This is a genomic window from Candidatus Tectomicrobia bacterium (genome assembly GCA_016192135.1).
Lineage (GTDB): Bacteria > UBA8248 > UBA8248 > UBA8248 > UBA8248 > 2-12-FULL-69-37.
This window is the reverse complement of sequence record JACPUR010000003.1, coordinates 25535-47375: the sequence shown is the minus strand read 5'-3', so window position 1 is coordinate 47375 and position 21841 is coordinate 25535. Positions and strand designations below refer to the sequence as shown.

Here is a 21841-nt window from a genome sequence, read left to right as displayed (position 1 = left end):
CTCCGCGTAGGCGGCGACTCCGGAAAACACAATACGTTTTCCTTTAGGCGACCAAACGAATCCGATGGGGAATATCATAATGAATTGCGGCGCCGGGGACCACCCTAATTTTCGCCGCGAAATTCCTCCTTTCGTTCCGGGGCGAATCCCGGCAAGCGGCCGGAACTCCCGCCGGTGAAGTCCCCGCCGCTCACTGCCCCACGTTCAGCCAGCCCGCGATTCGCTCGACGTTCAGCGGGAGCCACCGGTCATACATTCCCCATTTCTCGTACTTGGGGAGCCTGACCATCTCCTTGATCTTGTCCACGTCCCTCGTCTTCTGCATCGCTTCCTTGACGGCGGCGATCAGGTCCTCGAAATACTCGCGCGTCTCGCGCACCGCCGGGGCCGGGGCAGTCGCCAGCCCGTGCCCGGGGATGATGCGTTCGAAGTCCAGCTTCTCGACCGCCCGGAGCGACTTGACGGCTCCCCCCGGCCGCCCAAGGCGCGCCGCCGCCGACCGGAACACCATGCCTACCGAACAGGCGAGGGAGCGAATTCGTTCTCGGCCGAAAACGGCCTGGATACAACGGGCTGCAGGCACCCCGGCCCTCAGGCCACGATGGGGTTCCGCAGCACCCCGAGGCGTTCCACCTCGCACTCCACCACGTCCCCGGGCTTGAGGAGGAAGGGCCCGGGGTCGGCCTGCTCGATGGCCACGCCAGAGAAGGTGCCCGAGGAGATGACGTCGCCCGGCTCCAGCGTCATCTGGCTGTAGAACGCGACGAGGTCCGGGATCTTGAAGATCATGTCGGTGAGGCGCTCGTCCTGGCGCGTCTGGCCGTTCACCCGGCAGAACACCCGCAGCGACTCCGGGTCGGGCACCTCGTCCGCCGTCACGAGATGGGGACCCAGGGGATTCGTCGCGTCGAAGTTCTTGCCCAGGAAGACGCCGCCCCGAGCCGCGTCCCGCTGGATATCGCGGGCGGTGACGTCGTTGTAGATGGTGTAGCCCGCGATGACGTCGAAGGCCCGCTCGCGCGCCACGTCCTTGCAGCGCTTGCCGATGACGATCCCCACCTCCACCTCGTAGTCGAGCATCTTCGTCTGCTTGGGGTAGACGACGGGCTCCTCGTGGCCGATCAGGCTGGTGTTGAAGCGCGGGGCGCCCGGCACCTGGGGCGGCTTCTTGTTGCCCGTGTGCTCGACGTGCTTGATGGAGTTGAGGCCGGTGTGCAGGAACTTGCCCGGCTTCGGGATGACGGCCCGCAGCCGGTACTGCCCGGCGGCCAGGGCGGCGGCCTCCCCGTCCGGCCCGGAGGGCATCTTCCCCGCCTTCAGGACGCCCTCGGCGTGCTCCAGCGCCTTCCGAGCGGCGGCCAGGGCGGGCCCGCCGCCCAGGAGGAACTCCCGCATGTCCCGGGGGACGCGGGCGTGGGCCATGGCGTAAGGGCGGCCCTCCCCCTCCTTCTCCGCCAGGCAGGCCGCGTAGCACAGCCGCAGGTCCGCCAGCCGCCCGTCCGAGAGGAGCGCCCCCAGCCGGTCGCCGCTGGCGCCGGGGGAGAGATTGCGGTAGGTCGCCAGTCGCATGCCGTCCGCCTCCAGGAAAGGGTGGCTACTTCTTCAACTTCTCGGCGAAGAAAGCGAGCACCTTCTCCCAGGCGTCCTCGCTGGCCTTCTCCCGGTAGCGCTCCGGGTTATCGGCCCACTGGAAGGCGTGGCCCGCGCCGTCGTAGCGGTGGAAGGCGTACTCGACGCCCGCCTTCTCGAGGGCGGCCTCGTAGTCGTCCACGTCCTTGGGGGAGGGATTGGTGTCGTCGTTCCCGAAGAAACCGATGACAGGACAGGGGATTTTTCCCGCGAGCTCGATGGCGGGCGGATTCCCTTTCCCCCGCACCTCCTTGACCCCGCCCCCGTAGAACACGGCGCAGGCCTTGTAGCGGGAGTCCGTGCACGCGCCGAGCCAGCACACCCGCCCGCCCCAGCAGTGGCCGGCGATGCCGATGCGCCCGGCGTCCACGTTCTTCTGCGCCGCCAGCACGTCGAAGCCCGCCCTCAGGTCGGGCGCCGTCCAGTCGTCCCGGAACTCCTCGCGCTTGACCTGCATGTCCGCTTCCTTGGGCCACCAATGGTAGAGGAAGGGCACCGAGACGGCGTAGCCGTTCTCGGCGAAGCGCTCCCCCGTCTTCAGGGTGAAGGGGTCCTTGTCGATTCCCGTGTGGCCGGGGATGTGCTGGCAGAGCACCAGTCCCGGGTGCGGCCCCGGCCCCTTGGGATCGAAGAGGAACACCTCCATCGGGCTGCCTTTCACCTGGACCGTCTCGACGCGGTACGCCATGGGCCTCCCCCTTCTCTTCGCCGGAATGTGGTTTGAAGAAAACATGGTGCCAAAGGGCGGGGGGCGGAGGCAAGGGCGACTTCGCGGGCACCGGCGGGATCGATGAAGAAATGCGTGACGCGGATGTGGGTCTCCCCGTCAGCCGCCCGGCGGCAGCGCATCCGCTCTCCCGGCCAACCCTCCTTAGCGCCGGCCATTCGGGGGCGCGTCGGAGGGGGAAAACCCTCCCTTGCCATCGCCGAGATAAATCCCCACCTCATGGCGGCTGGCAAAGGCAAGGACAAGATCGAGCCTGCCATCCCCGTTCATATCCCCCGCCGCGAGGGTGATGACGTCGTCCGGCACGCGGAACACTCTGGCCAGGCGGAAGGCGCCTTCTGGACTTCCCAGATAAACGGACACATCGTGTGAGGTCCGGCTCCCCACGGCGAAGTCACTGAACCCGTCCCCGTTGAAATCCCCGACGGCGATCCCGTGGGGATTCGCGCCCACTTTCCAGCGGGCGCCGGGAGCGAAGCCGCTCTTCCGGTCTCCCCAGAGCATTTGAACGGCATCCTCCCCTCCGAGGACCACGGCGATATCGGGCAGCCCGTCCCGGTTGAAATCGCGGACCGCCATGTAGTGGGGCAGGCGGCCGGGGGAGTAATGCCGGGGCGGCCCGAAGGTACCATCCCCCTTATTGGGCAGGACCGATACGTGGTGCTGGCCGAGCCCCCCCACGGCGATGTCCTTCTTCCCGTCTCCATCCACGTCCGCCACCACCAGGATGTGGAGGCCGCGGAAGAGCTCATGCTCCGCGGGCTTCTCGAAATCTCCGCCCGGCCGTCCCAGGAACACCAGGATTTTCCCGGGCACGGCCTGGGAGACGACGAGATCCGATTTCCCGTCTCCGTTCAGATCGTCCACCCCGACCGAGGCCGCCGCCGGCACCTTCAGCGTGCGCCGCCGGGGGAACCCTCCCCCTCCGTCCCCATACTGGATGGTCACTTGTCCCGCGCCCGTTTCGGCGCTCACGATGTCCGCGTGGCCGTCCCCGTCCAGGTCGCCCACCTCCACCCAGCCCGGCCCCTGTCCCACCGGGAGCTCGAGGGTACGGGAAACGCCCCCTCTCCCGTCCCCCATCAAGACGACGATCTGCCTCGCCGCCGAGGCGGCGACGACGACATCCAGCTTGCCATCGCGATCGATGTCGGCGAGGGTCAGGGCGTGAGGGAAACGGCCGGCCTTCAGGTAATTGATGGCCGCATCCGAGACGCCGGGGAGGAAGGCGGAGCAGAGAGCGAGAAACAACATTAGAAGGGCGGAAAAACGAGCCGTGGGCGGAGGCGCCGAGGAAACGAAAGGGGCGGGGAGCCTCTCTTCACCGGCCATCTTGGCCACCGGCGGGCCTCCGCTCCAGGCTTCGCACGTAGATGATGACGTCCCGGATGTCCTCATCGCTCAGCCAAAGGCCCGAGGGCGGCATGAAACGGGACTTCCCCTCACGCGTCCCCCCTTCCTTGATGACGCGGAACAGCTCCTTTTCGGTGAAGCCGCGCATGAAAGCGGAATCGGTCAAGTCCGGAACCGGCACGGGAGGGCGTGCGATCCTCGATTGCATATCCCATCCCCTGCCATCCTTCCCGTGGCAGAAGACGCAACGCTCCGTATAAAGAATCTTTCCCCGCTCCAGGCTTTCCCTGGGCGCGCTCGCCGCCGAAGCCGCGCCGGACGGGAAAAAAGCCGCCCAGAGGACGGAGCCCCACAAAACGACGGCGGTCGGGGCCGGGCGGCGGAGAGTGTTCCGCATCAGCGGCGATTGATCATCCGGAGGGCCTCGCCGAGCGATTCCGGCGAGCCCTGACCCGAAACCATCGGCACTTGCGCCTGCTGAGAGGGGAATATGAGCGGCTGCTTGATGTCCCCTCCCCAGACGATCACGTAGCGGAGGATGATGCCGCCGAGGAGAACCAAGTGAAGCTTGCAGAAGAGCGGCCATCCCACCGCCCACCCCTCCTCGCGCCGCAAGAGTTTCTTCAGGAGGGACTCAAGGAGGCTCAAGGCCAGGGGAAGGACCAATCCAATCGTGACCACGCCCACCCAGAACCAATGGGACAACTCGCCCTTCGTCAGCATGTAGGCCGCGAGACGGTGCCCCGGGGCGCCGTTGTTCAGGGCCGCGATGAAAAGGAAGAGCCAAAGGAGCTCCAGGAGAAGGACGGCCACGTCGATGAGGCCCAGGAGGGGCGCGGTCTCCTCCAGGCCGGCGCGCTGGATCCGATCCCGCGCGCGCGCCGGGAAGGGGAGGAACTTGACCACGTAGGCGTTGATCGCGCATGCCGCCAAGCCCGTGGACAGCCCCGAGAGGAGGAAGAGCACCGGCAGGAACTGCCAGGCCCAGAGGGGCACGAATTGGGCCTCGGAGAGCAGGATGCCCGTGTAGAAGCACATCGCCACCCCGAGAGGAAGGGAGACGATGGCCAAAATCATCCTCAGGCTGCGCCTTACTTCGTAATACCAGGCCATGGCCATCGCGATGCTGGCCGGGACGAAGATCCCGATGATCCAACCCCCGATGACCAGCCAGGAGTGATAGTTCGTCATGAAAATGGGGAAAAAGAAGCCTCGCTCGGGCTTCCCCAGGTGAAACGTGAGCGCCAGGCCCCCGATGACCATGAAGGGGAGGTTCAGCAGCGCCGAAAGGCCCGCCAGGGCCTGGAAGCGCGGATTCCTCCCGCCGAACAGTTCGGCGCACGCGGCGATGATGAGAATGCCGCCCGACATCCCGCCCAGGAACAGGTACCAGGGGATGTTGAAGGTCGCGCCCCACTTGGTTTGCATCAGGACGATGGGTTCCATTCACTCCCCCCGCTTCGCAGAACCCTGAAACGAAGGAGGAGGACCGCCCCTCCTAGGCCAACGGCCCTCCTCCCAAGCGAATCCCGATTTAGGCTCCCGCCTACCGGTAGGCGGTGCCCCACCCCCAGGCCCCGCCGCCGGAGCCGCGGGCCGCGATCCGCTCGCGCACCACCCTGGCCACTTCCTCCGCGTCGCCTGCCACCAGGGCCTTCGTGGAGCAGACCGAGGCGCACATGGGCAGCTTGCCCTCGGCGATGCGGTTGGATCCGTACTTGCGCCGCTCATCGGGGGAGAAAGCCTCCTCGGGGCCGCCCGCGCAGTACGTGCACTTGTCCATCACGCCGCGCGCGCCGAAGGGCGAGCCCTTGGGGAACTGGGGCGCTCCGAAGGGGCACGCGTAGAGGCAGTAGCCGCAACCGATGCACGTCTCCTTGTTCACGTGGACGATGCCGTCGGGGCGGTGGTACAGCGCGTCCACCGGGCAGACGGCCACGCACGGCGCCTTGGAGCAGTGCATGCAGGGGATGGCCACGTTCGTCTCGCCGGGCTGGCCCTCGTTGACCGTCACGACGCGGATGCGGGCGATCCCCTGGGGAACGTTGTTCTCGTTCTTGCAAGCCACTTCGCAGCCGCCGCACTCAATGCACCGTTTGGTGTCGATGTAGAACTTCATCCGGGCAGGAGACAGGGTCGCCATGGCTTACACCTCCGTCACTTTGCGGATTCTGCAGAGGCCGGTCTTGGTCTCCTGCATCTGCGTGACCCGGTCATAGCCGTAGTTGGTGACTACGTTGGCCGAGTCGCCGACGCCGTACGGCGTCGTCCCATCCGGATACTTTTGCGCAAGCGACTTACCCTCGTAGCTGCCGCCCCAGTGGAAGGGCAGGAAGATCGTGTCCGGTCCCACGCGCCTGGATACTTTCGCTTTCACCTTCACGCGGCCGCCATACGGCTTGCCGGGGAAGTCGGGCGGGCTTTCGATCCAAATGAACTCGCCGTTCTTCACCCCATAGTCATTGGCGAGCTTGGGATGAATCTCCACGTACATCTCGGGCTGCAACTCGACGAGCCACCAGGCGGCGCGCTCCGCGGCGCCCCCACCCTCGAACTCGACCTGACGGCCGGTGGTGAGGATGATCGGAAATTGCTTGTTCCAGTCGGCCTTCTGCAGGCTCTTGTAGAGGGTCGGGACGCGGTAGTGATCCTTCACGTCGTCATACGTCGGATACTTGGCGAGCAAGTCGGGCCGCGGGCTGTGCAACGGCTCGCGGTGGACCGGGACGGGCTCGAAGGCGAGGTTCCAGACGTTGAAGCGGGCCCGGCCGTTGCCGTAGGGATTGAGCCCCTTCGCGAGAGCGTCGTCGATGGCCTTCCCGGTGAGGTCAGTCGCGTAGTTCGCCGCCGCGGGGTAGCCGCCCTCGATGGAGCTCCCCTTGGGCGCCGAGCCAGGCGAGGCGAGCATGTTCGCTCCGTCCGGCGCCTTCGCTCCCCAGCGCGCCCGGAATCCTCCGCCCCCCTCCATCACGGGGACCTCGGTGCGGTAAAGGATGGGCGAACCCGGGTGCTTGTCGCTCCAGCAGGGCCACGAGAGCCCCCAGTATTCGCCGTGGACCGGGCCGCCCTCGGCCCGCTTGTCATCGATCCCGAAGGCATGCCCCCACTCTTGCTGGCGCTTGAGACGCTTGTAGGTCTGGCCGATCATCCCGACCGAGCGCATGCCGAGATTCCACTCGTCGATGATCGAGGCGAGGGTTTCCTCCGGCAGTTCCTTCACGTTCTTCATGCTGGCCGCAACGCCTTTCCAGTCCCCCTTCTTGCTGTGAACAAGCTGCTTCTTCAGGCCGAGCCGCTCGGCCAAATCGAGGAGGATGGCCAGGTCCGTTCGGCTCTCCCAGACCGGAGCGACGATCCGGTTCCGCCACTGGATGCCTCGGTTGGAGTCCGTCACCGTCCCGTACTGCTCGTACTGGGTGGCCGCCGGCAGGATGTAGACGCCGTCCTTCCGATCCGGGATGATCGGCGTGTTGGTGACGAAGGGGTCGATGTCGATCAGGAGCTCGACCTTCTCGAGACCCTGCTTCACGCGGTGGTACTGGGACTGGCAATTGCTGGCGTGACCCCAATAGACGACGGCGCGGATGTTCTCATCCTGGCCTAGGTCCTTCTTGTCCATCAGGACGCCTTCGTACCAGCGCGCCACCGTGAAGCCCGACTTCCCCATCATCTTCTCGTTCTTGAAGCGGCCCTTCAGCCAGTCGAAGTCGAGGTCCCACACGTTCGCCCAGTGCTTGTAGGCGCCCTGGCTCAGGCCGTAATACCCCGGCAGGGAATCCGAAAGCACGCCGATGTCGGTCGCCCCCTGCACGTTGTCGTGGCCGCGAAACACGTTCGTCCCGCCGCCCGGAACCCCCATGTTCCCCAGCACGAGCTGGAGCAGGCAGTAGGAGCGCACCACGCCCGTACCGTTCGTATGCTGCGTTCCGCCCATGGCCCAGATGACCGTTCCGGGGCGGTTGTCGGCCATGGTCTTCGCGATTCGGTTGAGCTCCGCCACGCTCACGCCCGTGATGTCGGAGACGGCCTCGGGCGTGTAGTCCTTCACGATCTGGAGGAACTGCTCATAACCGTAGGTGCGCTCGTTCAGGAACTTCTTGTCTTCCCACCCGTTCGCCAGGATGATGTTGATCAGCCCGTAGATGAAGGCCACATCCGTCCCGGTGCGATGGCGGACATAGATGTTCGCGAAGGCGGCGGTCTTCGAGAACCTCGGATCGACCACCATGAAGACCGCTTTGTTGACCTCCTTCGCGTGCAGGATGTGCTGCATGGAGATGGGGTGGGACTCGGCGGCGTTCTCGCCGATCATCAGGATGGATTTGCTGTTCCTGATGTCGTTCATGCTGTTCGTCATCGCCCCGAAGCCCCACACGTTCGCCAGGCCCGCGACCGTGGTGGAGTGGCAGATGCGGGCCTGGTGGTCGATGTTATTCGACCCCCAAAGGGCGGCGAACTTGCGGAGGGAGTAACCCGTCTCGTTGTTGTGGTGGGCCGAGCCGAGGATCATCAGCGCGTCGGGGCCGTGCTTTTGGCGGATGTCCTGGAGCTTTTGGGTGATCTCGCCCATCGCCTGGTCCCAGCTCAGGCGCTTCCATTTCCCTCCCTCGAGCTTCATGGGATAGCGGAGGCGCTTTTCGCTGATGACATGCTCGCGGGCGGACGCTCCCTTCGAGCACAGGCTCCCCCGGTTGATGGGATGCTCGAACCAGGGCTCTTGGCTCACCCACACGCCATTCTGGACCTCTCCGATGAAGCCGCAGCCCACCGAGCAGTTGCCGCAGATGGTCTTATGCTGCTCAAGCTTGGGCGGGCTGGGCGCCTTGCGGGTCTCGGCCCCCTCCGCCTGGCGGACAAGGGGCTTCGGAAGAATGGCCGCCAGCGCGCCCGCGCCAAGGCCCGCGCCCGCCTTCTTCAGGAAGCTGCGCCGCTGGATCAGGGGATCGAGCGTACGGGTCCAGGAGGGGGAAATCTCCGCCTTCTTCTCAACGGACATCCTCTTGAGCTTCATTTTGCATCCCCTTCCCAGAAAGGGTTAGTTATAGAGGGTCCGATAGTACCGCTCCGCCTCTTCCGTCCTCCGGTACAGGACCGGGTCGTGCGGCCGCTTCGCGCCGGACGGCCCCGGGGCCGCCGACCCCTTCGCCGCGCCTCCGAAGGCCGCGATGGCCCCCACTCCCGCCAGAAGGCCGAGGAGGAACCCCCTCCGGGTGCTTTCCTTTTTCTCCTCGCTCATGGCCTCGCCTCCTCGGTTAGCTGATGCACTCGAGGGAACTGCAGCTGCAGCCGCCGGCCCCCTCGGTGTACTCAAGATTCACCAGGTAGCCCACCTCGATGTCGTCGAGAGTGCCGCTTATGAGCCCCGCCGTCGCCGGCTCGAGCACCTCGACATTCGCGTGCTCGCCGACGTGCATCGAAATTTCCTTGCCGTCTGCGGTCTGGACGACCAGCACCTTGTTCGCGCGGTCCACCTGCTTCACTTGGGCTTCCACCACCGTCCGCCCTCCTATCAAGAGGCCTTTCAAATCCGAAATGCTCAGCTCTGGAAAATTTCACTTAGGGCACAAGCCATCCGCACGGATAGCCCGCCCCTGGAACGCGCCAAAAGCGATGCGCGTTTCAAGACCCGGGCGGAGGCTCGTGGCACGATGCGTGCGGCAAATGGATGATGGCAAAATTATACGACAAAACATTCAGGACAATTGCAAAATTCCTGAAAAAATATCGGAGTATCAGCTTCTGGAATCCTTTTCCTCGGAGAGAGGCTGCTCGATCCTCTCCGGATGAGGCGGAGAAGGATCGAAAAGAGGGCCTTTCCATGGCCGATCCAGCCGAATTTGAACGAGATTTTCCTCCTCGGCCTGCGGCCCCCACTCCTTGAGCAGGGATCGCTCCCATGCGATATAGCCACTCCCTATTTTCGCAAACGCTCCGAAGAACAAGGGTTTTTCATTGGCGATATCCTCGAAAAACCGCGGGGCCCATGCTCCCAGGTGGCGCCGGACGAACTCTCCCTGCAGGGAAAGCCATTCCGCCTCGTCGTCGGGAGCCTCGCAGGAAGCCTGCTTCTCGATGAGGCATTGGAGAATCTGAAATTCAAAAGAGATGTGGTCTGCAGGCTCCGAGGCATCCTCCGCGGCCTCGAGCCCGGCCTTCTCCATAAAGCCGCGCACAAGGGCCAGATGAGGGCCATAGGCCCGGCCGGAGCGGTAGTACGATTCGCAGGGGGTGAGCCGGGGAATTCCCGGCCCCACAAAAAGGGTCACGTACTCCCGGCTGCAATCATCCGCCCACTGCTGAACCTCTCCTTTGGCGCAGAGTTCTCCCAGCTGGAACCAGCCCTCGGAGATGAGGGGATCCATCGCCGCCGCATTTCGCCCCCTCTCCCGCGCTCCCTGGGCCAGAACGCGCATCAAGTCCGCGGCCGCCTCGGCCAGAAAGAGCCGGGAGAGCAAGGTGCAATACTCCGATCTCAGGGCGAGGAGTTCCCGATTTCCCGTCATGGCGTCCAGCCCCGCTCCACTTCCAGCATCGCCTGGGCCCCGCGGCAGTCCGGGCACATCCGCAGCAGATCCTTGCGGCCGCCGGCGAAGGTGTCGCCGAGCCCCTCCAGCCCCACCAGCCTGCCCAGGATGCCCTCGAGCGCCTGCTTATTGATGTACTCGCGCCCGCAGCCGATGCACTTGACCATCTCGTCCCGGGCGAGGTCCTGATAGCCCAGCGCGGCGCGGCTGACGGCAAATCCGCGCTCGATCGTCACCACGCCCTCGGGGCACGCCTTCTCGCACATGCCGCACGCGACGCATTTCAGATGGTTGAACGCCAGCGCCTTGGCGCCATCGGGATTCTCCATGACGAGGGCGTTCGTCGGGCAGACGAAGACGCATCCGGCGCAAAGCGTGCAGCCCTCCTTGCGTACCTTGACCTCCGCATAAGGCAGGGGCGTGTCCCCGAGTATCCGCCCCGGCTGCCTGCCTGTCGCGCCCAGGAAGGCGCGCAACGCGTCGACCACCATCCGGCGGTTCGCGGCGGATCCGCCGGGGCCGTCTCCATCCTCCCCCGGAGGTGAAAAGGCGCCGCCCCCGAACGGGGGCAGCGGGGCCGGCCCGAGCGCGCCGAGGAAGGCCCCGAGCTCGCCGGCGGCCGATGCGAGGTAGTAGGGCTCCTCGGAAGCCTCCACGGCGATCAGCGACAGGCGCTCTTCACCAAAACCGAAGGCCTCGAGCGTGGCGCGGCAGAACGCCATGCGCGCCTCAAGCATGGGACGCTCCCCGTTCGGGCAGGCCGCGCACCCCAAAAGCGCCACCCCGGCGGCTCCCAGCTGGAAGCTGCGAAACACAAGCGCCTCCGAAACGAACCGCAGGCAAGGGACCTCGACCGCGAGAAAGTTCCTCCCCGGCAGCCACCGGTTCTCCCCCGCCCTGCGGAGGGCCTCGGCCCCCCGCTCGCCGCAGTGGAAGACGACCGCCGGGCGGTTTCCCCCCGGAGGCTCGTCCGGAAGCGGCGCCAGGAACGCGCGCAGCTGGGCGTCAACCTCCTCGAGCGAGGGGCTGCGGAAACGCAGCGCCGAGGTCGGGCACGCCGAAACGCAGCCGCCGCACCCCTCGCAGCAGGCCTCCTCCACCCGAATCCGCGCGCCCGCCCGGGAGAGGGCGTCATAGGGGCACTGGCTGAGGCAAATCCCGCACCCCTCGATCTGAGCGGAACCCCCGGCGCAAATTTCTTCCTCATAGCTCACATAGGCGGGCCGGCTGAACCCGCCGCTGAGGCGGGACACCCGATAGGCGATCGCGTCCAGGTCGAACGCGCCATCGTCCGCCGGCACGAGGTGATAGCCCGTATGCAGGCCGGATTGAGGCGCCCTCGCTCCCTCGACGAGAGCGACGATTTGGCCCACGGCGATCTCTCTCGTCTCATCTCGCGGGATGCGGATGGCGCCGACTCCGGCGCACTCCTTCAGGCAATCGCCGCACTCGTCGCACTTCGAGGCGATCAAGCGGAGCCCCTGGGTGATCGCCTGGGTGTGGCATGCGGGTATGCAGCGGTCGCAGCGGGTACAGACGTCCAGGTCGATTGCCTGCCGCGTCCGCAGGGTGGCGCGGAAGGAGCCCAGATGGCCCTTGATCCGGACGATCTTCCCCCGCGTCAGGGAAGAAGAGGCACGGCCGGGCTTCAACTCGTCGAAGCCCGCCGCCTCCTCATCGAGGACGACGCACACATCCATCTGTTCCGCCAGGCGGCTCGCCAGCCGGAGCCCCTCGGGCCGATCCGTGTAGACGAGCACCGTCGAGGGCACGGAGAGAGCGAGCCCGGGGCGAGGGCGCTCTGTCTCCGCGCGGGTGATGGCGGAGCGAATCAGCCGGGCGGCCATCCGGTTTCCGTCCCCGGCCTCCCCCGCGCGCCAGAAGGCGTCTCCCTTCAAGTCGAGATATACAACCCTGTCCTCGTCGATCCCGGCCTCGCGAAGGACGGGAGCGAACGACTCCCTGGGACTGCAGCAACAGACGAGATGGAAGTCTGCGCCAAGCTTCTCCCCTTCCCGAAAGACGCCTATCCCGGCGCGCGAAAGGATCGGGTGAAAGGAAGGCGCGCCATCGAGTCCGGACAGGCGGGCAATCTCCTCCGCCGAAACCGGCAGGGCGCCATTGCACGTGCAAAGATGCACCGCCCATCGATCCTTGGGCATGACCACCTCATGCAAGGAAATGCCATACGAGGGGATGCCTCGCCCCGATGGCAGTACGCGGGCGCCCCGGGTCAGCGGGGAATCCCGTTCGTTCCCCTTCTCAGCGGTTGGCGAGCGTGTGCCGGTAGGCGGCCGCTCCAGGCGCGTCTGGCTTCGCCTCGACAAGATTCTGGCGGGCCCGCTCAGGCATCTCCACGGAACGATAGCCGCCCAGGCCGTTGACGCTCATGTGCTTCTCCTGGCGGACGGTCCTCCCGGTGCCTTGGGCTCCGCTCTCTACCTGCCCGCACCCCGAAAGGAGCAAGACCAGAAGCGCCGCCGCGGAAAGCGACGCCGCCCCGGCGGCACCCGGCGTGCGGACAGCGCGCAGAACGTCAGATATCCTCGATCTCACCGCTGGCCTCCTCGAGCAAGCGCCGCATCGCGTAGTCAATGAACTCTTGCCCTTCCTTGTCATAGATGATGGAGAGCCGTCCCTCGTGCTGGCGGGCTTCATCCTCTTCCTCCACCGATTTCAAAACCGCCTCCCGCAGGACCTCCAAGCGCGCGTGAGGCGGAGCCGCCGGCTCCAGCCGGCCGAGGGCTTCGCCCCAATGCCGCTTCCAGATGGGCGCGTACTCCCCCCGTTCCGCGAAATCCCCCAACTCCCGCAAATGACGGATGCCCTCCTCGAACGAGGGGGCGGACGCGAGCACCTCTTCCGCCTCACGCCAGGTGGAAACGGCGACCTGATGCGCGAAGGCCTGGTCCGCGACGTCGAGAAACTCTTTTTCCTTCTTCCGCCCCGCCTGGCCGCCCTTCCGCTTTCCCCGCCGCTCGCCGCGGCGCACCGCCGGCGCGGCGGACCCGGCCTGCCCGTTCGAAGGGGAGCCGGCCTCCGGCAAGCGCCCCGCACCGGCTTGGCCGCCGGAGCTTCCCTCGCCCTGGATCCCGTTTCCGCGGAGGGCCGCGCCCCGCCGGGGACTCTCATCCATCTCCTCTCCGCCGGCTTTGGGCAGGGCCAGATTCTCGGGATGGGAATACACCGTAAAGCGGCCCGGCCGGGCATAGCCGACCAAGGTGATGCCCAGCCGCTTGGCGACGGCAATCGAGAGGCTCGTCGGCGACGTCCGCGAAACGACGAAGGGCACGTTCATGCGCGCCGCCTTGCGAAGCATTTCGGAGGAAATGCGCCCGGTGCCGACCAGGATGAGGTCGCGCGTGTCGATCCTTTTCTCCAGGGTCTCGCCGCGCAGCTTATCGAGTGCATTGTGACGCCCCACGTCCTCGGCCACGGCAATCAGCTCCTCCCCATCGGAGAGGGCGGCGGTGTGAATGCCGCGCGATTGGCGGTAAAGCACGGCCGCCGCCGTCAGCTTCTCGATCAGGCCGGGGATCGTCAGAGGATCAAGGACGCGGCTGGTCCGGATCGGGGGGTAGTCGTGAATGTCCAGGTGGAAGGTGATCCCGCCCCCGCAGCCCGAGGTGAAGACCCGCCGCTCGATTTGGATGAGAGGCTTGTTCAGCTCGACGTGCGCCTCGCCTTCCTCTTCATCCACCTCGATGCTCTTGACATCGTCAATCGAATCGATGAACCGCTCGAAGGCGAGGAATCCCAGGGTGAGCTCCCGGAGTTTCACCGGAGTGCACATCATGGTGGCCAGCTCGCGCCCGTTCACCCGGATGGAGAACGGCATCTCGGCCACCACATGAATCTTCTTCTGAGAGAATTTGCCGGCGCTGAAATGGTAGACGTGGTGATACATGGCGCGCCGTCCTTCACGAAACTGCCAAAAACGGCAAATTCTGCACCGGCCGGTGCATTTCCGTAACTACGCCTATAATCATGATTTACAAGATTCTATTCCGGCGGATCCGCCGCGTCAACGATGAAAAAATGGTCCTACCCGCCGGAAGGGCCGCACACGGAGGGAGAGGCCAATGGCCACCGGCGAATTGCGGAGGATCCTGAAGGTTTTTGGCGTCGCCGCCACCGATTTCGCGGACGAAGCCGCGCGAATCCAAGAGCGCGCCGCAGGCCTCCCCGGCGCCTCGGCCGAGGAGGTCGCTGCCCTTCTGCGCGACCTCTGCGAGCTTCTCGCCGATGTGGAGGAGAAATTCGGCGAGGCTGGGCGCGCCATCGAAACCATCAAGCGGGCGCTCTTGTCGGCCGTCGGGCAAGGCGCCAAGGGGCGCGCGGGACTGGGGTGAAGCAATTCCCGTCGGCTTTTCCCAACCTCATGCGGGCTTGGGAGGACAACCGGGGCGGCGGCGCGCAAGGCTATCGGACGGGGTCATCGCCGTCGGTGCTCCTCTTCGGCTGGCTCGCCTACAGCAAGAAGAGAGCGGCGGCGCGGCCGGCCTGGAATCTTGCCGCGAGATGGCCAATGCCTGAGTCTTCCCGGTGCCGATGAGACTTTCAGGAGCCGCCGGCGGGGAAACGGAAGGCGAGCGGATTTTAGCCTATAGAATTTGCATCAGCCCCAATCATGTTTGTCTAAAATGTTGTCTAGACCAGAAAAACAGGGTTGCCGGATCACCGGCAACCCCTTGAATTTCGATTGGTAGCGGGGGCGGGATTCGAACCCGCGACCTTTGGGTTATGAGCCCAACGAGCTACCAGACTGCTCCACCCCGCACCGTCATCTCTCTGGTTTTTTTACGTCCCGCCGGGGGCATTGTCAAGCGGCGGCGCCCGAAGCGGGCCTACCGCTCCTCCGCGGGGGTGAACTCGTACACGGTCTCGCCCGGCTTGACGAGACCCAGCTCCTCCCGGGCGATGCGCTCGATGGCCCGCATGTCCTCCCGGAGGGACTGCACCTCGCGGCGCAGGCGTCCGTTCGCCCGCTCCATCTCCCCAAGGTCGGCCCGCAGGCCCGCCAGACGCTCGCGGTTCACCCAGACGGAGAGAAAGCCGTCCCGGCCCAGGACGGCCGAGCCCAGCATCAGGAGGCAGAGGGAGAAGGCCAGCCAAGTGAACAGGCGCCAGCCCCCGCCGGTGATCTTGAGCCAGGGCAGCCGGAGAAGCCTCATGGTTCGGCCCGCTCGCCGTGAACCTGGGCTTGTCGAAGGGTCAGCGCCTTGTCCTCCCGCCCGGGCGGGCGGATTCGAGCCCTACAGCCGATGCCTAGAGGGAGGCGAAGGCCTCCCGCGCCGCGGCCAGGGTGGCCTCCACGTCCGCCTCCTGGTGCGCGCTCGAGAGGAAACCCACCTCGAACTGGCTCGGAGCCAGGGCCACCCCGCGCTCCAGCATCGCGTGGAAGAACCTCCCGTACGCTTTCGTATCCGACCGCTTGGCGTCGGCGAAATTGTACACCGGCCCTTCCTGAAAGAACAGGCAGAACATGGTGCCGCAGTGGGCGCCCCAGGCGGGGATCCCGGCCTCCCGGGCGGCGGCCAGCATCCCCTCCGCCAGCCGGGCCGTCCGGCCCTCTAGGGCCTCGGGCAGCCCCTCCTCCTTCATCACCCGCAGGGTCTCGATGCCGGCCGTCATGGCGAGGGGGTTCCCCGAGAGCGTCCCCGCCTGGTACACCGGGCCCAAGGGGGCCAGGCGCTCCATGACCTCCCGCCGGCCGCCGAAGGCCCCGACGGGGAGCCCCCCCCCGATCACCTTGCCCAGGGTAGTGAGGTCGGGCCGGACGCCGAAGCGAGCCTGGGCGCCGCCCCAGGCCACCCGGAAGCCGCTCATCACCTCGTCGAAGATGAGCAGGGCGCCCGCCTTCTCCGTCTCCCGCCGCAGGGCCTCCAAAAAGCCCGGCCGGGGGGGCACGAGGCCCATATTCCCCGCCACCGGCTCCACGATGACGGCCGCGATTTTCCCGCCCATCACCTCGAAGATTTCCTCCACGGCCCCGGTGTCGTTGTAGGCGAGGGTCAACGTGTTGCGGGCGTAATCGGCCGGCACCCCGGCGCTGTCCGGCACGCCGAGGGTCGCGCCCCCGCTCCCCGCCTTGACCAGGAGACCGTCGGCGTGGCCGTGGTAGCAGCCCTCGAACTTGACGATGGCGTCCCGCCCGGTGAACCCCCGCGCCAGCCGGATGGCCGACATGGTGGCCTCGGTCCCCGAGTTCACGAAGCGGAGCATCTCCATCGAGGGGTAGGCCGCCTGGGTCAACCCGGCCAGCTCGGTCTCCAGCGCCGTGGGGGCTCCGTAGCTCGTCCCCCGGGCGGCGGCCTCGCGCAGGGCCTCCACCACGCGCGGGTGGGCGTGCCCCAGGATGAGCGGCCCCCAGGATAGGACGTAGTCGATGTAGGCGTTGCCGTCCGCGTCCCAGATTCGGCTGCCCTTCCCCCGTTCCACGAAGAAAGGGGTGCCGCCCACCCCGCGGAAGGCGCGCACGGGGCTGTCCACCCCGCCGGGGATGCGCTTCTGGGCCGCCTGGAAGAGGGCTTCGGACTTCGGCCGTGCGGTCATCGGAGGTACTTTCCAATCAGGAGATGGAGGCGCTCCCGCGCCTCGGGGGGGATGTGGGCCCGGTCGGTGATGATGGCGGCGGCGAGGGAGCCGGCGAAGGGGCTGGGCCCCCCTATCTCGGGCACGGCCTCGCGGATGATGCGCTGGGCGAGGGCGGCGTTGCGCTGGATCAAGGCGACCACCGCCTCGACGCTCACGTCCTCTTCCTCCTCGTGCCAGCAGTCGTAGTCGGTGGCCAGGGCGATGGTGGCGTAGCTCAGCTCCGCCTCCCGGGCCAGCTTGGCCTCGGGCATGTTGGTCATGCCGATGACGGAGGCCTTCCAGTCGCGGTAGCGGAAGCTCTCCGCCCGGCTGCTGAACTGGGGCCCTTCCATGCAGACGTAAACGCCCCCGGCGTGGACGGCGGCGCCGGCCCGGCGCGCGGCGGCTTCCAGGATTGCGCTGAGCCTGTGGCAGACCGGGTCGGCCATCGAGACGTGGGCCACCACGCCGCCCCCGAAGAAGGTGCCCGGGCGGTTCCTGGTCAGGTCGATGAACTGATCCGGGATGACGATATCGCCGGGGCGGATTTCCTCTCTGAGGCTCCCCACGGCACTCACCGAGATGATCCATTCGCAGCCGAGCTGCTTGAAGCCGTGGATGTTGGCGCGGAAGGGTATCTCGCCCGGCATGAGCACGTGGCCGCGCCCGTGGCGGGGGAGGAAGGCGACGCGCTTGCCGGAGAGGGTGCCGAGCACGTAGGGGGCCGAGGGCTTGCCGAAGGGGGTGGAGAGATCGGCCTCCTCCAACCCGGTCAGCTCGGCCATGGCGTAGAGACCGCTCCCGCCGATGACGCCGATCTCGGCTCTCACGCCCCGGAATCCTCCCCGGACCGCCAGCGGCGGCTCAAGCCGCCTTCACCCGGAGGAGGCCCTTCGCCAGCAGGAGCTCCCCGATCTGCACCGCGTTCAGGGCGGCGCCCTTGCGGAGGTTGTCCGCCACGATCCAGAGGTTCAGGGCGTTCGGGGCGGAGGGATCGCGCCGGATGCGGCCCACGTACACCGGGTCCTCGCCCGAGGCATGGATGGGCATGGGATAGGCGGACTTCCCCGTCTCGTCCACCACCTCGACCCCCGGGGCGCGCGAGAGGAGCTCCCGGGCCTTCTCGGGGGTGATGGGCTGCTCGAACTCTACGTTCACCGACTCGGAGTGTGCGTTGAAGACGGGCACGCGGACGCAGGTGGCGCTCACGGGGAGGTCCGGGAGGCCCATGATCTTCCGCGTCTCGTCCACCATCTTGCGCTCTTCCTTGGTGTCCCCGGCCTCGAGGAAGACGTCGATCTGGGGCAGGCAGTTGAAGGCGATGGTGTGGGCGAACTTGACGGGCCTGGACTCTCCTCCCCGCGCCCGGGCCTCGACCTGGCGCTCGAGTTCGTCCACGGCCGCCTGGCCCGCCCCGCTCACCGCCTGGTAGGTACTCACCACCACGCGCTTGATGCGCGCCGCGTCGTGGAGGGGCTTGAGGGCCGCCACCATCTGGATGGTCGAGCAGTTGGGGTTGGCGATGATGCCCTTGTGGGCCCGCAGGGCGTCCGGGTTCACCTCGGGCACCACGAGGGGGGTGCCCGGGTCCATCCGGAAGGCGCTGGAGTTATCCACCACCACCGCGCCCGCTTTCACGGCCGAGGGAGCGAACTCCAGGGAGCGCGAGGCCCCCGCCGAGAAGAGGGCGAGGTCTATCCCCTCGAAGGCGTCGTGCGTCAGGCGCCGCACCCTGAGATCCCCGCCCTTATAGGGGAGCGTCTTCCCCTCGCTCCGCGCGCTCGCCAGGGCGACGACCTCCCGGGCCGGGAAAGCCCGCTCTTCGAGGATCCGGAGCATTTCTCTTCCGACCGCGCCGGTCGCGCCGGCCACGGCCACCCGCAGGCCCATCACTTGCTTCCTCCCACTCGCTTCGCGATCAACTCGCCCATTTCGTTGCAGCCCACCGCCCGGGCGCCCGGGGTGTAGATGTCCGGGGTGCGGCAGCCCTCCGCCAGCACCCCGCCCACCGCGGCCTCGATGGCGTCCGCCATGTCGGGCCGCTTGAGGGTATACCGGCAGAGCATGGCCGTCGACATGACGGCGGCGATGGGGTTGGCCTTGTCCTGCCCGGCGATGTCCGGCGCGGTGCCGTGCACCGGCTCATAGAGGCCGAAGCCCGTCTCGTTCAGGTTGGCCGAGGCCAGCATGCCGATGGAGCCGGTGAGCATGGAGGCGGCGTCACTCAGGATGTCCCCGAACATGTTCCCCGTCACGATGACGTCGAAGTGCAGGGGGTTGCGGATGAGCTGCATCGAAGCGTTGTCCACGTACATGTGGGAGAGCTCGACGTCGGGGTAGTCCTTCCCCACCTCCGAGGCCACCCGGCGCCACAGGCGGCTGTTGTCGAGGACGTTCTCCTTGTCCACCGAGCACACCCGCTTGCGGCGCACCCGGGCCAGCTCGCAGGCCGTCTTCACGATGCGGCGGATCTCGGGGGTGGTGTAGACCATGGTGTCCACCGCGCGCTCGTCCCCGTTCGGGAGCCTCTCGATGCCCCGCGGCTGGCCGAAGTAGATGTCCCCCACTCCCTCGCGCACCACGAGGAGGTCCAGCCCCTTCACGAACTGGGGCTTGAGCGAGGAGGCGTCCACCAGCGGGTCGAACATCTTGGCGGGGCGCAGGTTGGCGAAGAGGTTGAGGTTCTTCCTGAGCCCCAGGATGGCCTGCTCGGGCCGCTTCTCCTTGGGCAGATTGTCCCACTTGGGCCCGCCCACGGCGCCGAAGAGCCCCGCGTCGCTCGCCCGGCAGAGGTCCAGGGTCTTCCGGGGTAGGGGCTCCCCCACGGCGTCGCAGGCCGCCCCGCCGCACAGGGCCTCCTCGAACCGGAACGAAACCCCGAACCTCCGGCCCGCCGCCTCGAGCACCTTGCGCGCCTGGACCGTCACCTCCCGCCCGATGCCGTCCCCGGGAAGGACCGCGATATTATACGCGCCCAACGCGATCGCCTCTCTCGCCGATGGTGAATCCGGCCATGTAGGGAAGCCCAGAGGCCACCTCCCGCACCCTGGGCAGGTTGGCCTCCAGGTTGGTGAGCATGTCCCAGGTGCCGGCCAGGAAGGACCTGCGCCGGTTCTCCTGCATCTCGACCGGCAGGCTCTCGCCGCCGAAGCTCACCGTGAGCTTCTCGAGGTCCAGGACGAACTCCGTCTGGGGGTGCCTTTGGGCGTGGGCGATGAGGCGGGCGGCGTTCTCCGCCGAGGCGGTCGCCAGGGGCATCCCGATGGCGAAGGAGTTGCCCGCGAATATTTCCGCGAAGGACACCCCGACGAGGGCCTGGATGCCGAAGCGCTGGATGGCCTGGGGGGCGCTCTCGCGGGAGGAGCCCGAGCCGAAGTTCTTGCCCACGAACATGAGCCGGGCGCCCCGGTGGGCCAGGTTGTCGATAGGGTGGTCGGGCGTGAGCTCCCGCTCGTCGCAGAAGAGGGCCTTCTCGATGCCGGTGAAGGTGATGGCCTTCAGGAACCGTGCCGGGGTGATGCGGTCGGTGTCGATGTCGTCCCCCGGCAGGGGGATGGCCTTCCCCCGGATCTGGCGGATGACGGTGCCCTTCTCCGCGCCCATGGCTAGAACTCCCTCGGGTCGGTGAGGCAGCCCTCGATGGCCGAGGCGGCCACCATGGCCGGGCTGCCCAGGTGGGTGCGGCCCTTTGGGCTCCCCTGCCGGCCGATGAAGTTGCGGTTCGAGGAGGAGATGCTCCGCTCGGAGCCCACGAGCTTGTCCGGGTTCATGCCCAGGCACATGGAGCACCCCGCCCCGCGCCACTCGGCCCCGGCCTCCATGAAGATCGCGTGGAGGCCCTCCGCCTCGGCCTGCTCCTTCACCTTCTGGGAGCCCGGCACGACGAGCATCTTCACCTTGGGGTTCACCTTCCTCCCCTTCAGGATGCGCGCCCCCTCGCGGAGGTCCGTGAGCCGGGAGTTGGTGCACGAGCCCAGGAAGGCCACGTCGATCTTGGTGCCCTGGATGGCGTCCCCCGCCTTGAGGCCCATGAAGGCATAGGCCTGCTCGGCCGTGCGCCGGTCCTCCCCCTCGAAGTCCGAGAGCCTGGGGAGCTTCTCCGAGATGCCGACCGAGTGGCCGGGATTGATGCCCCAGGTCACCATCGGCTCAATCGATTCCCCCTCGATGTCGAAGACGTGGTCGTAGGCGGCGTCCTTCTCGGAGGCCACCGATTTCCAGTAGGCCGCGGCCTTGTCGAAGGCCTCCCCCTGGGGGGCGAAATCCCGGCCCTTCAGATAGGCGAGGGTGGCTTCGTCGGGGTTCACGTAGCCGATGCGCGCGCCGCCCTCGATGCTCATGTTGCAGACGGTCATGCGCCCCTCCATCGTCATCTTGTCGAAGACGGCGCCGCCGTACTCGTAGGCGTGGCCGAGCCCGCCGTTGATGCCGAGGTCGTGGATGATGCGCAGGATCACGTCCTTGGGGAAGACGCCGGGCCTGAGCTCCCCCGTCACGTTGATGCGGCGCACCTTCAACCGGCTCAGGGCGAGGGTCTGCGTGGCCAGCACGTGGGCCACCTCGGTCGTGCCGATGCCGAAGCCGAGCGAGCCCACGGCGCCGTGGGTGCTCGTGTGGCTGTCCCCGCAGGCGATGGTCATCCCCGGCTGGCTCAGCCCGAGTTCGGGACCGATGACGTGGACGATGCCCTGCCGCCCGGTGCCCAGGTGGAGGAAGCGGATGCCGTTCTCGTCCACGTTCTTCTCGAGGGCGGCGAACATCTCCTCCGCCTGCGCGTCCTCGAAGGGCCGGATCTGGACGAGGGTGGGGATGATGTGGTCCACCGTGGCGACCGTGCGCTCCGGGAAGGCCACCCTGAGCCCCCGCTCCTTCAGGATGTCGAAGGCCTGGGGGGTGGTCACCTCGTGGACGAGGTGGAGCCCGATGAAGACCTGGTCCTGGCCGGTCGGCAGCTTGGCCACCGTATGGCTGTCCCACACCTTGTCGTAGAGCGTCCGCTCGGACATGCGCCGTTCCTTTCGTCCGTCGATGT

The 21841-nt window shown here is 67.0% G+C and carries 21 protein-coding genes and 1 tRNA gene; 1 reads left to right on the top strand and 21 read right to left on the bottom strand.

What is annotated here, in order from left to right; genetic code table 11:
• Positions 1–190 precede the first annotated feature (190 nt).
• From HYZ11_02340 to fdhD, 13 genes are all read right to left on the bottom strand, one after another.
• On the bottom strand, positions 191–511 hold the full coding sequence (locus HYZ11_02340; protein ID MBI3126426.1) for a hypothetical protein: 321 nt from the start codon (positions 509–511) through the stop codon (positions 191–193).
• An 80-nt stretch (positions 512–591) separates the two neighbouring features.
• The gene (locus tag HYZ11_02335) at positions 592–1569 is read right to left on the bottom strand and encodes a fumarylacetoacetate hydrolase family protein (protein MBI3126425.1); all 978 of its coding nucleotides are present in this window, start codon (positions 1567–1569) and stop codon (positions 592–594) included.
• A gap of 25 nt (positions 1570–1594) precedes the next feature.
• Entirely contained in the window at positions 1595–2317 is a 723-nt protein-coding gene (locus HYZ11_02330) for a dienelactone hydrolase family protein (protein ID MBI3126424.1), read from the bottom strand.
• A 183-nt stretch (positions 2318–2500) separates the two neighbouring features.
• The gene (locus HYZ11_02325; GenBank protein MBI3126423.1) at positions 2501–3610 is read right to left on the bottom strand and encodes a VCBS repeat-containing protein; all 1110 of its coding nucleotides are present in this window, start codon (positions 3608–3610) and stop codon (positions 2501–2503) included.
• A 67-nt stretch (positions 3611–3677) separates the two neighbouring features.
• On the bottom strand, positions 3678–4106 hold the full coding sequence (locus tag HYZ11_02320; protein MBI3126422.1) for a cytochrome c: 429 nt from the start codon (positions 4104–4106) through the stop codon (positions 3678–3680).
• Complete coding sequence (gene nrfD, locus HYZ11_02315; GenBank protein ID MBI3126421.1) at positions 4106–5155, bottom strand: polysulfide reductase NrfD; 1050 nt, start codon at positions 5153–5155, stop codon at positions 4106–4108. The genes HYZ11_02320 and nrfD overlap by 1 nt, the downstream gene beginning before the upstream one ends.
• Before the next feature lie 100 nt (positions 5156–5255).
• The gene (locus tag HYZ11_02310; GenBank protein ID MBI3126420.1) at positions 5256–5828 is read right to left on the bottom strand and encodes a 4Fe-4S dicluster domain-containing protein; all 573 of its coding nucleotides are present in this window, start codon (positions 5826–5828) and stop codon (positions 5256–5258) included.
• A 27-nt stretch (positions 5829–5855) separates the two neighbouring features.
• Positions 5856–8705, bottom strand: coding sequence for a formate dehydrogenase subunit alpha (locus HYZ11_02305; GenBank protein ID MBI3126419.1), 2850 nt, complete (start codon positions 8703–8705; stop codon positions 5856–5858).
• Positions 8706–8744: 39 nt separating this feature from the next.
• On the bottom strand, positions 8745–8945 hold the full coding sequence (locus HYZ11_02300) for a hypothetical protein (GenBank protein MBI3126418.1): 201 nt from the start codon (positions 8943–8945) through the stop codon (positions 8745–8747).
• Positions 8946–8961: 16 nt separating this feature from the next.
• On the bottom strand, positions 8962–9204 hold the full coding sequence (locus HYZ11_02295; protein MBI3126417.1) for a hypothetical protein: 243 nt from the start codon (positions 9202–9204) through the stop codon (positions 8962–8964).
• A gap of 237 nt (positions 9205–9441) precedes the next feature.
• Entirely contained in the window at positions 9442–10164 is a 723-nt protein-coding gene (locus tag HYZ11_02290; GenBank protein ID MBI3126416.1) for a molecular chaperone TorD family protein, read from the bottom strand.
• 44 nt (positions 10165–10208) lie between these two features.
• Positions 10209–12080, bottom strand: a complete 1872-nt coding sequence (locus HYZ11_02285) for a 4Fe-4S binding protein (protein MBI3126415.1) — start codon at positions 12078–12080, stop codon at positions 10209–10211.
• Positions 12081–12769: 689 nt separating this feature from the next.
• On the bottom strand, positions 12770–14140 hold the full coding sequence (gene fdhD / locus HYZ11_02280; protein ID MBI3126414.1) for a formate dehydrogenase accessory sulfurtransferase FdhD: 1371 nt from the start codon (positions 14138–14140) through the stop codon (positions 12770–12772).
• 175 nt (positions 14141–14315) lie between these two features.
• On the opposite strand from fdhD, the gene HYZ11_02275 reads away from it, so the two are divergent.
• Positions 14316–14585: a hypothetical protein gene (locus HYZ11_02275; protein MBI3126413.1), complete on the top strand. Its 270-nt coding sequence runs from the start codon at positions 14316–14318 to the stop codon at positions 14583–14585.
• A 351-nt stretch (positions 14586–14936) separates the two neighbouring features.
• On the opposite strand, the gene HYZ11_02270 is transcribed toward HYZ11_02275, so the two are convergent.
• The 8 genes from HYZ11_02270 to leuC form a co-directional block, all read right to left on the bottom strand.
• Positions 14937–15013, bottom strand: a tRNA-Met gene (locus tag HYZ11_02270).
• A gap of 67 nt (positions 15014–15080) precedes the next feature.
• Positions 15081–15407 carry a septum formation initiator family protein gene (locus HYZ11_02265; GenBank protein ID MBI3126412.1) on the bottom strand — a complete coding sequence of 109 codons (327 nt, stop codon included), beginning with the start codon at positions 15405–15407 and terminating at the stop codon, positions 15081–15083.
• Positions 15408–15501: 94 nt separating this feature from the next.
• A complete protein-coding gene (gene hemL / locus HYZ11_02260; GenBank protein ID MBI3126411.1) occupies positions 15502–16788 on the bottom strand; it encodes a glutamate-1-semialdehyde 2,1-aminomutase in 1287 nt (428 codons plus the stop codon).
• On the bottom strand, positions 16785–17639 hold the full coding sequence (gene mtnP, locus HYZ11_02255; GenBank protein MBI3126410.1) for an S-methyl-5'-thioadenosine phosphorylase: 855 nt from the start codon (positions 17637–17639) through the stop codon (positions 16785–16787). The genes hemL and mtnP overlap by 4 nt, the downstream gene beginning before the upstream one ends.
• A gap of 34 nt (positions 17640–17673) precedes the next feature.
• Complete coding sequence (locus tag HYZ11_02250; GenBank protein MBI3126409.1) at positions 17674–18699, bottom strand: aspartate-semialdehyde dehydrogenase; 1026 nt, start codon at positions 18697–18699, stop codon at positions 17674–17676.
• Positions 18699–19793 (bottom strand): 3-isopropylmalate dehydrogenase, encoded by a 1095-nt coding sequence (gene leuB, locus HYZ11_02245; GenBank protein ID MBI3126408.1) that lies wholly within the window; start codon positions 19791–19793, stop codon positions 18699–18701. The genes HYZ11_02250 and leuB overlap by 1 nt, the downstream gene beginning before the upstream one ends.
• Positions 19774–20412 (bottom strand): isopropylmalate isomerase, encoded by a 639-nt coding sequence (locus HYZ11_02240; protein ID MBI3126407.1) that lies wholly within the window; start codon positions 20410–20412, stop codon positions 19774–19776. Before HYZ11_02240 ends, leuB begins: the two co-directional genes overlap by 20 nt.
• A 2-nt stretch (positions 20413–20414) precedes the next feature.
• Positions 20415–21815: a 3-isopropylmalate dehydratase large subunit gene (gene leuC, locus HYZ11_02235; protein MBI3126406.1), complete on the bottom strand. Its 1401-nt coding sequence runs from the start codon at positions 21813–21815 to the stop codon at positions 20415–20417.
• Positions 21816–21841: the final 26 nt, after the last annotated feature.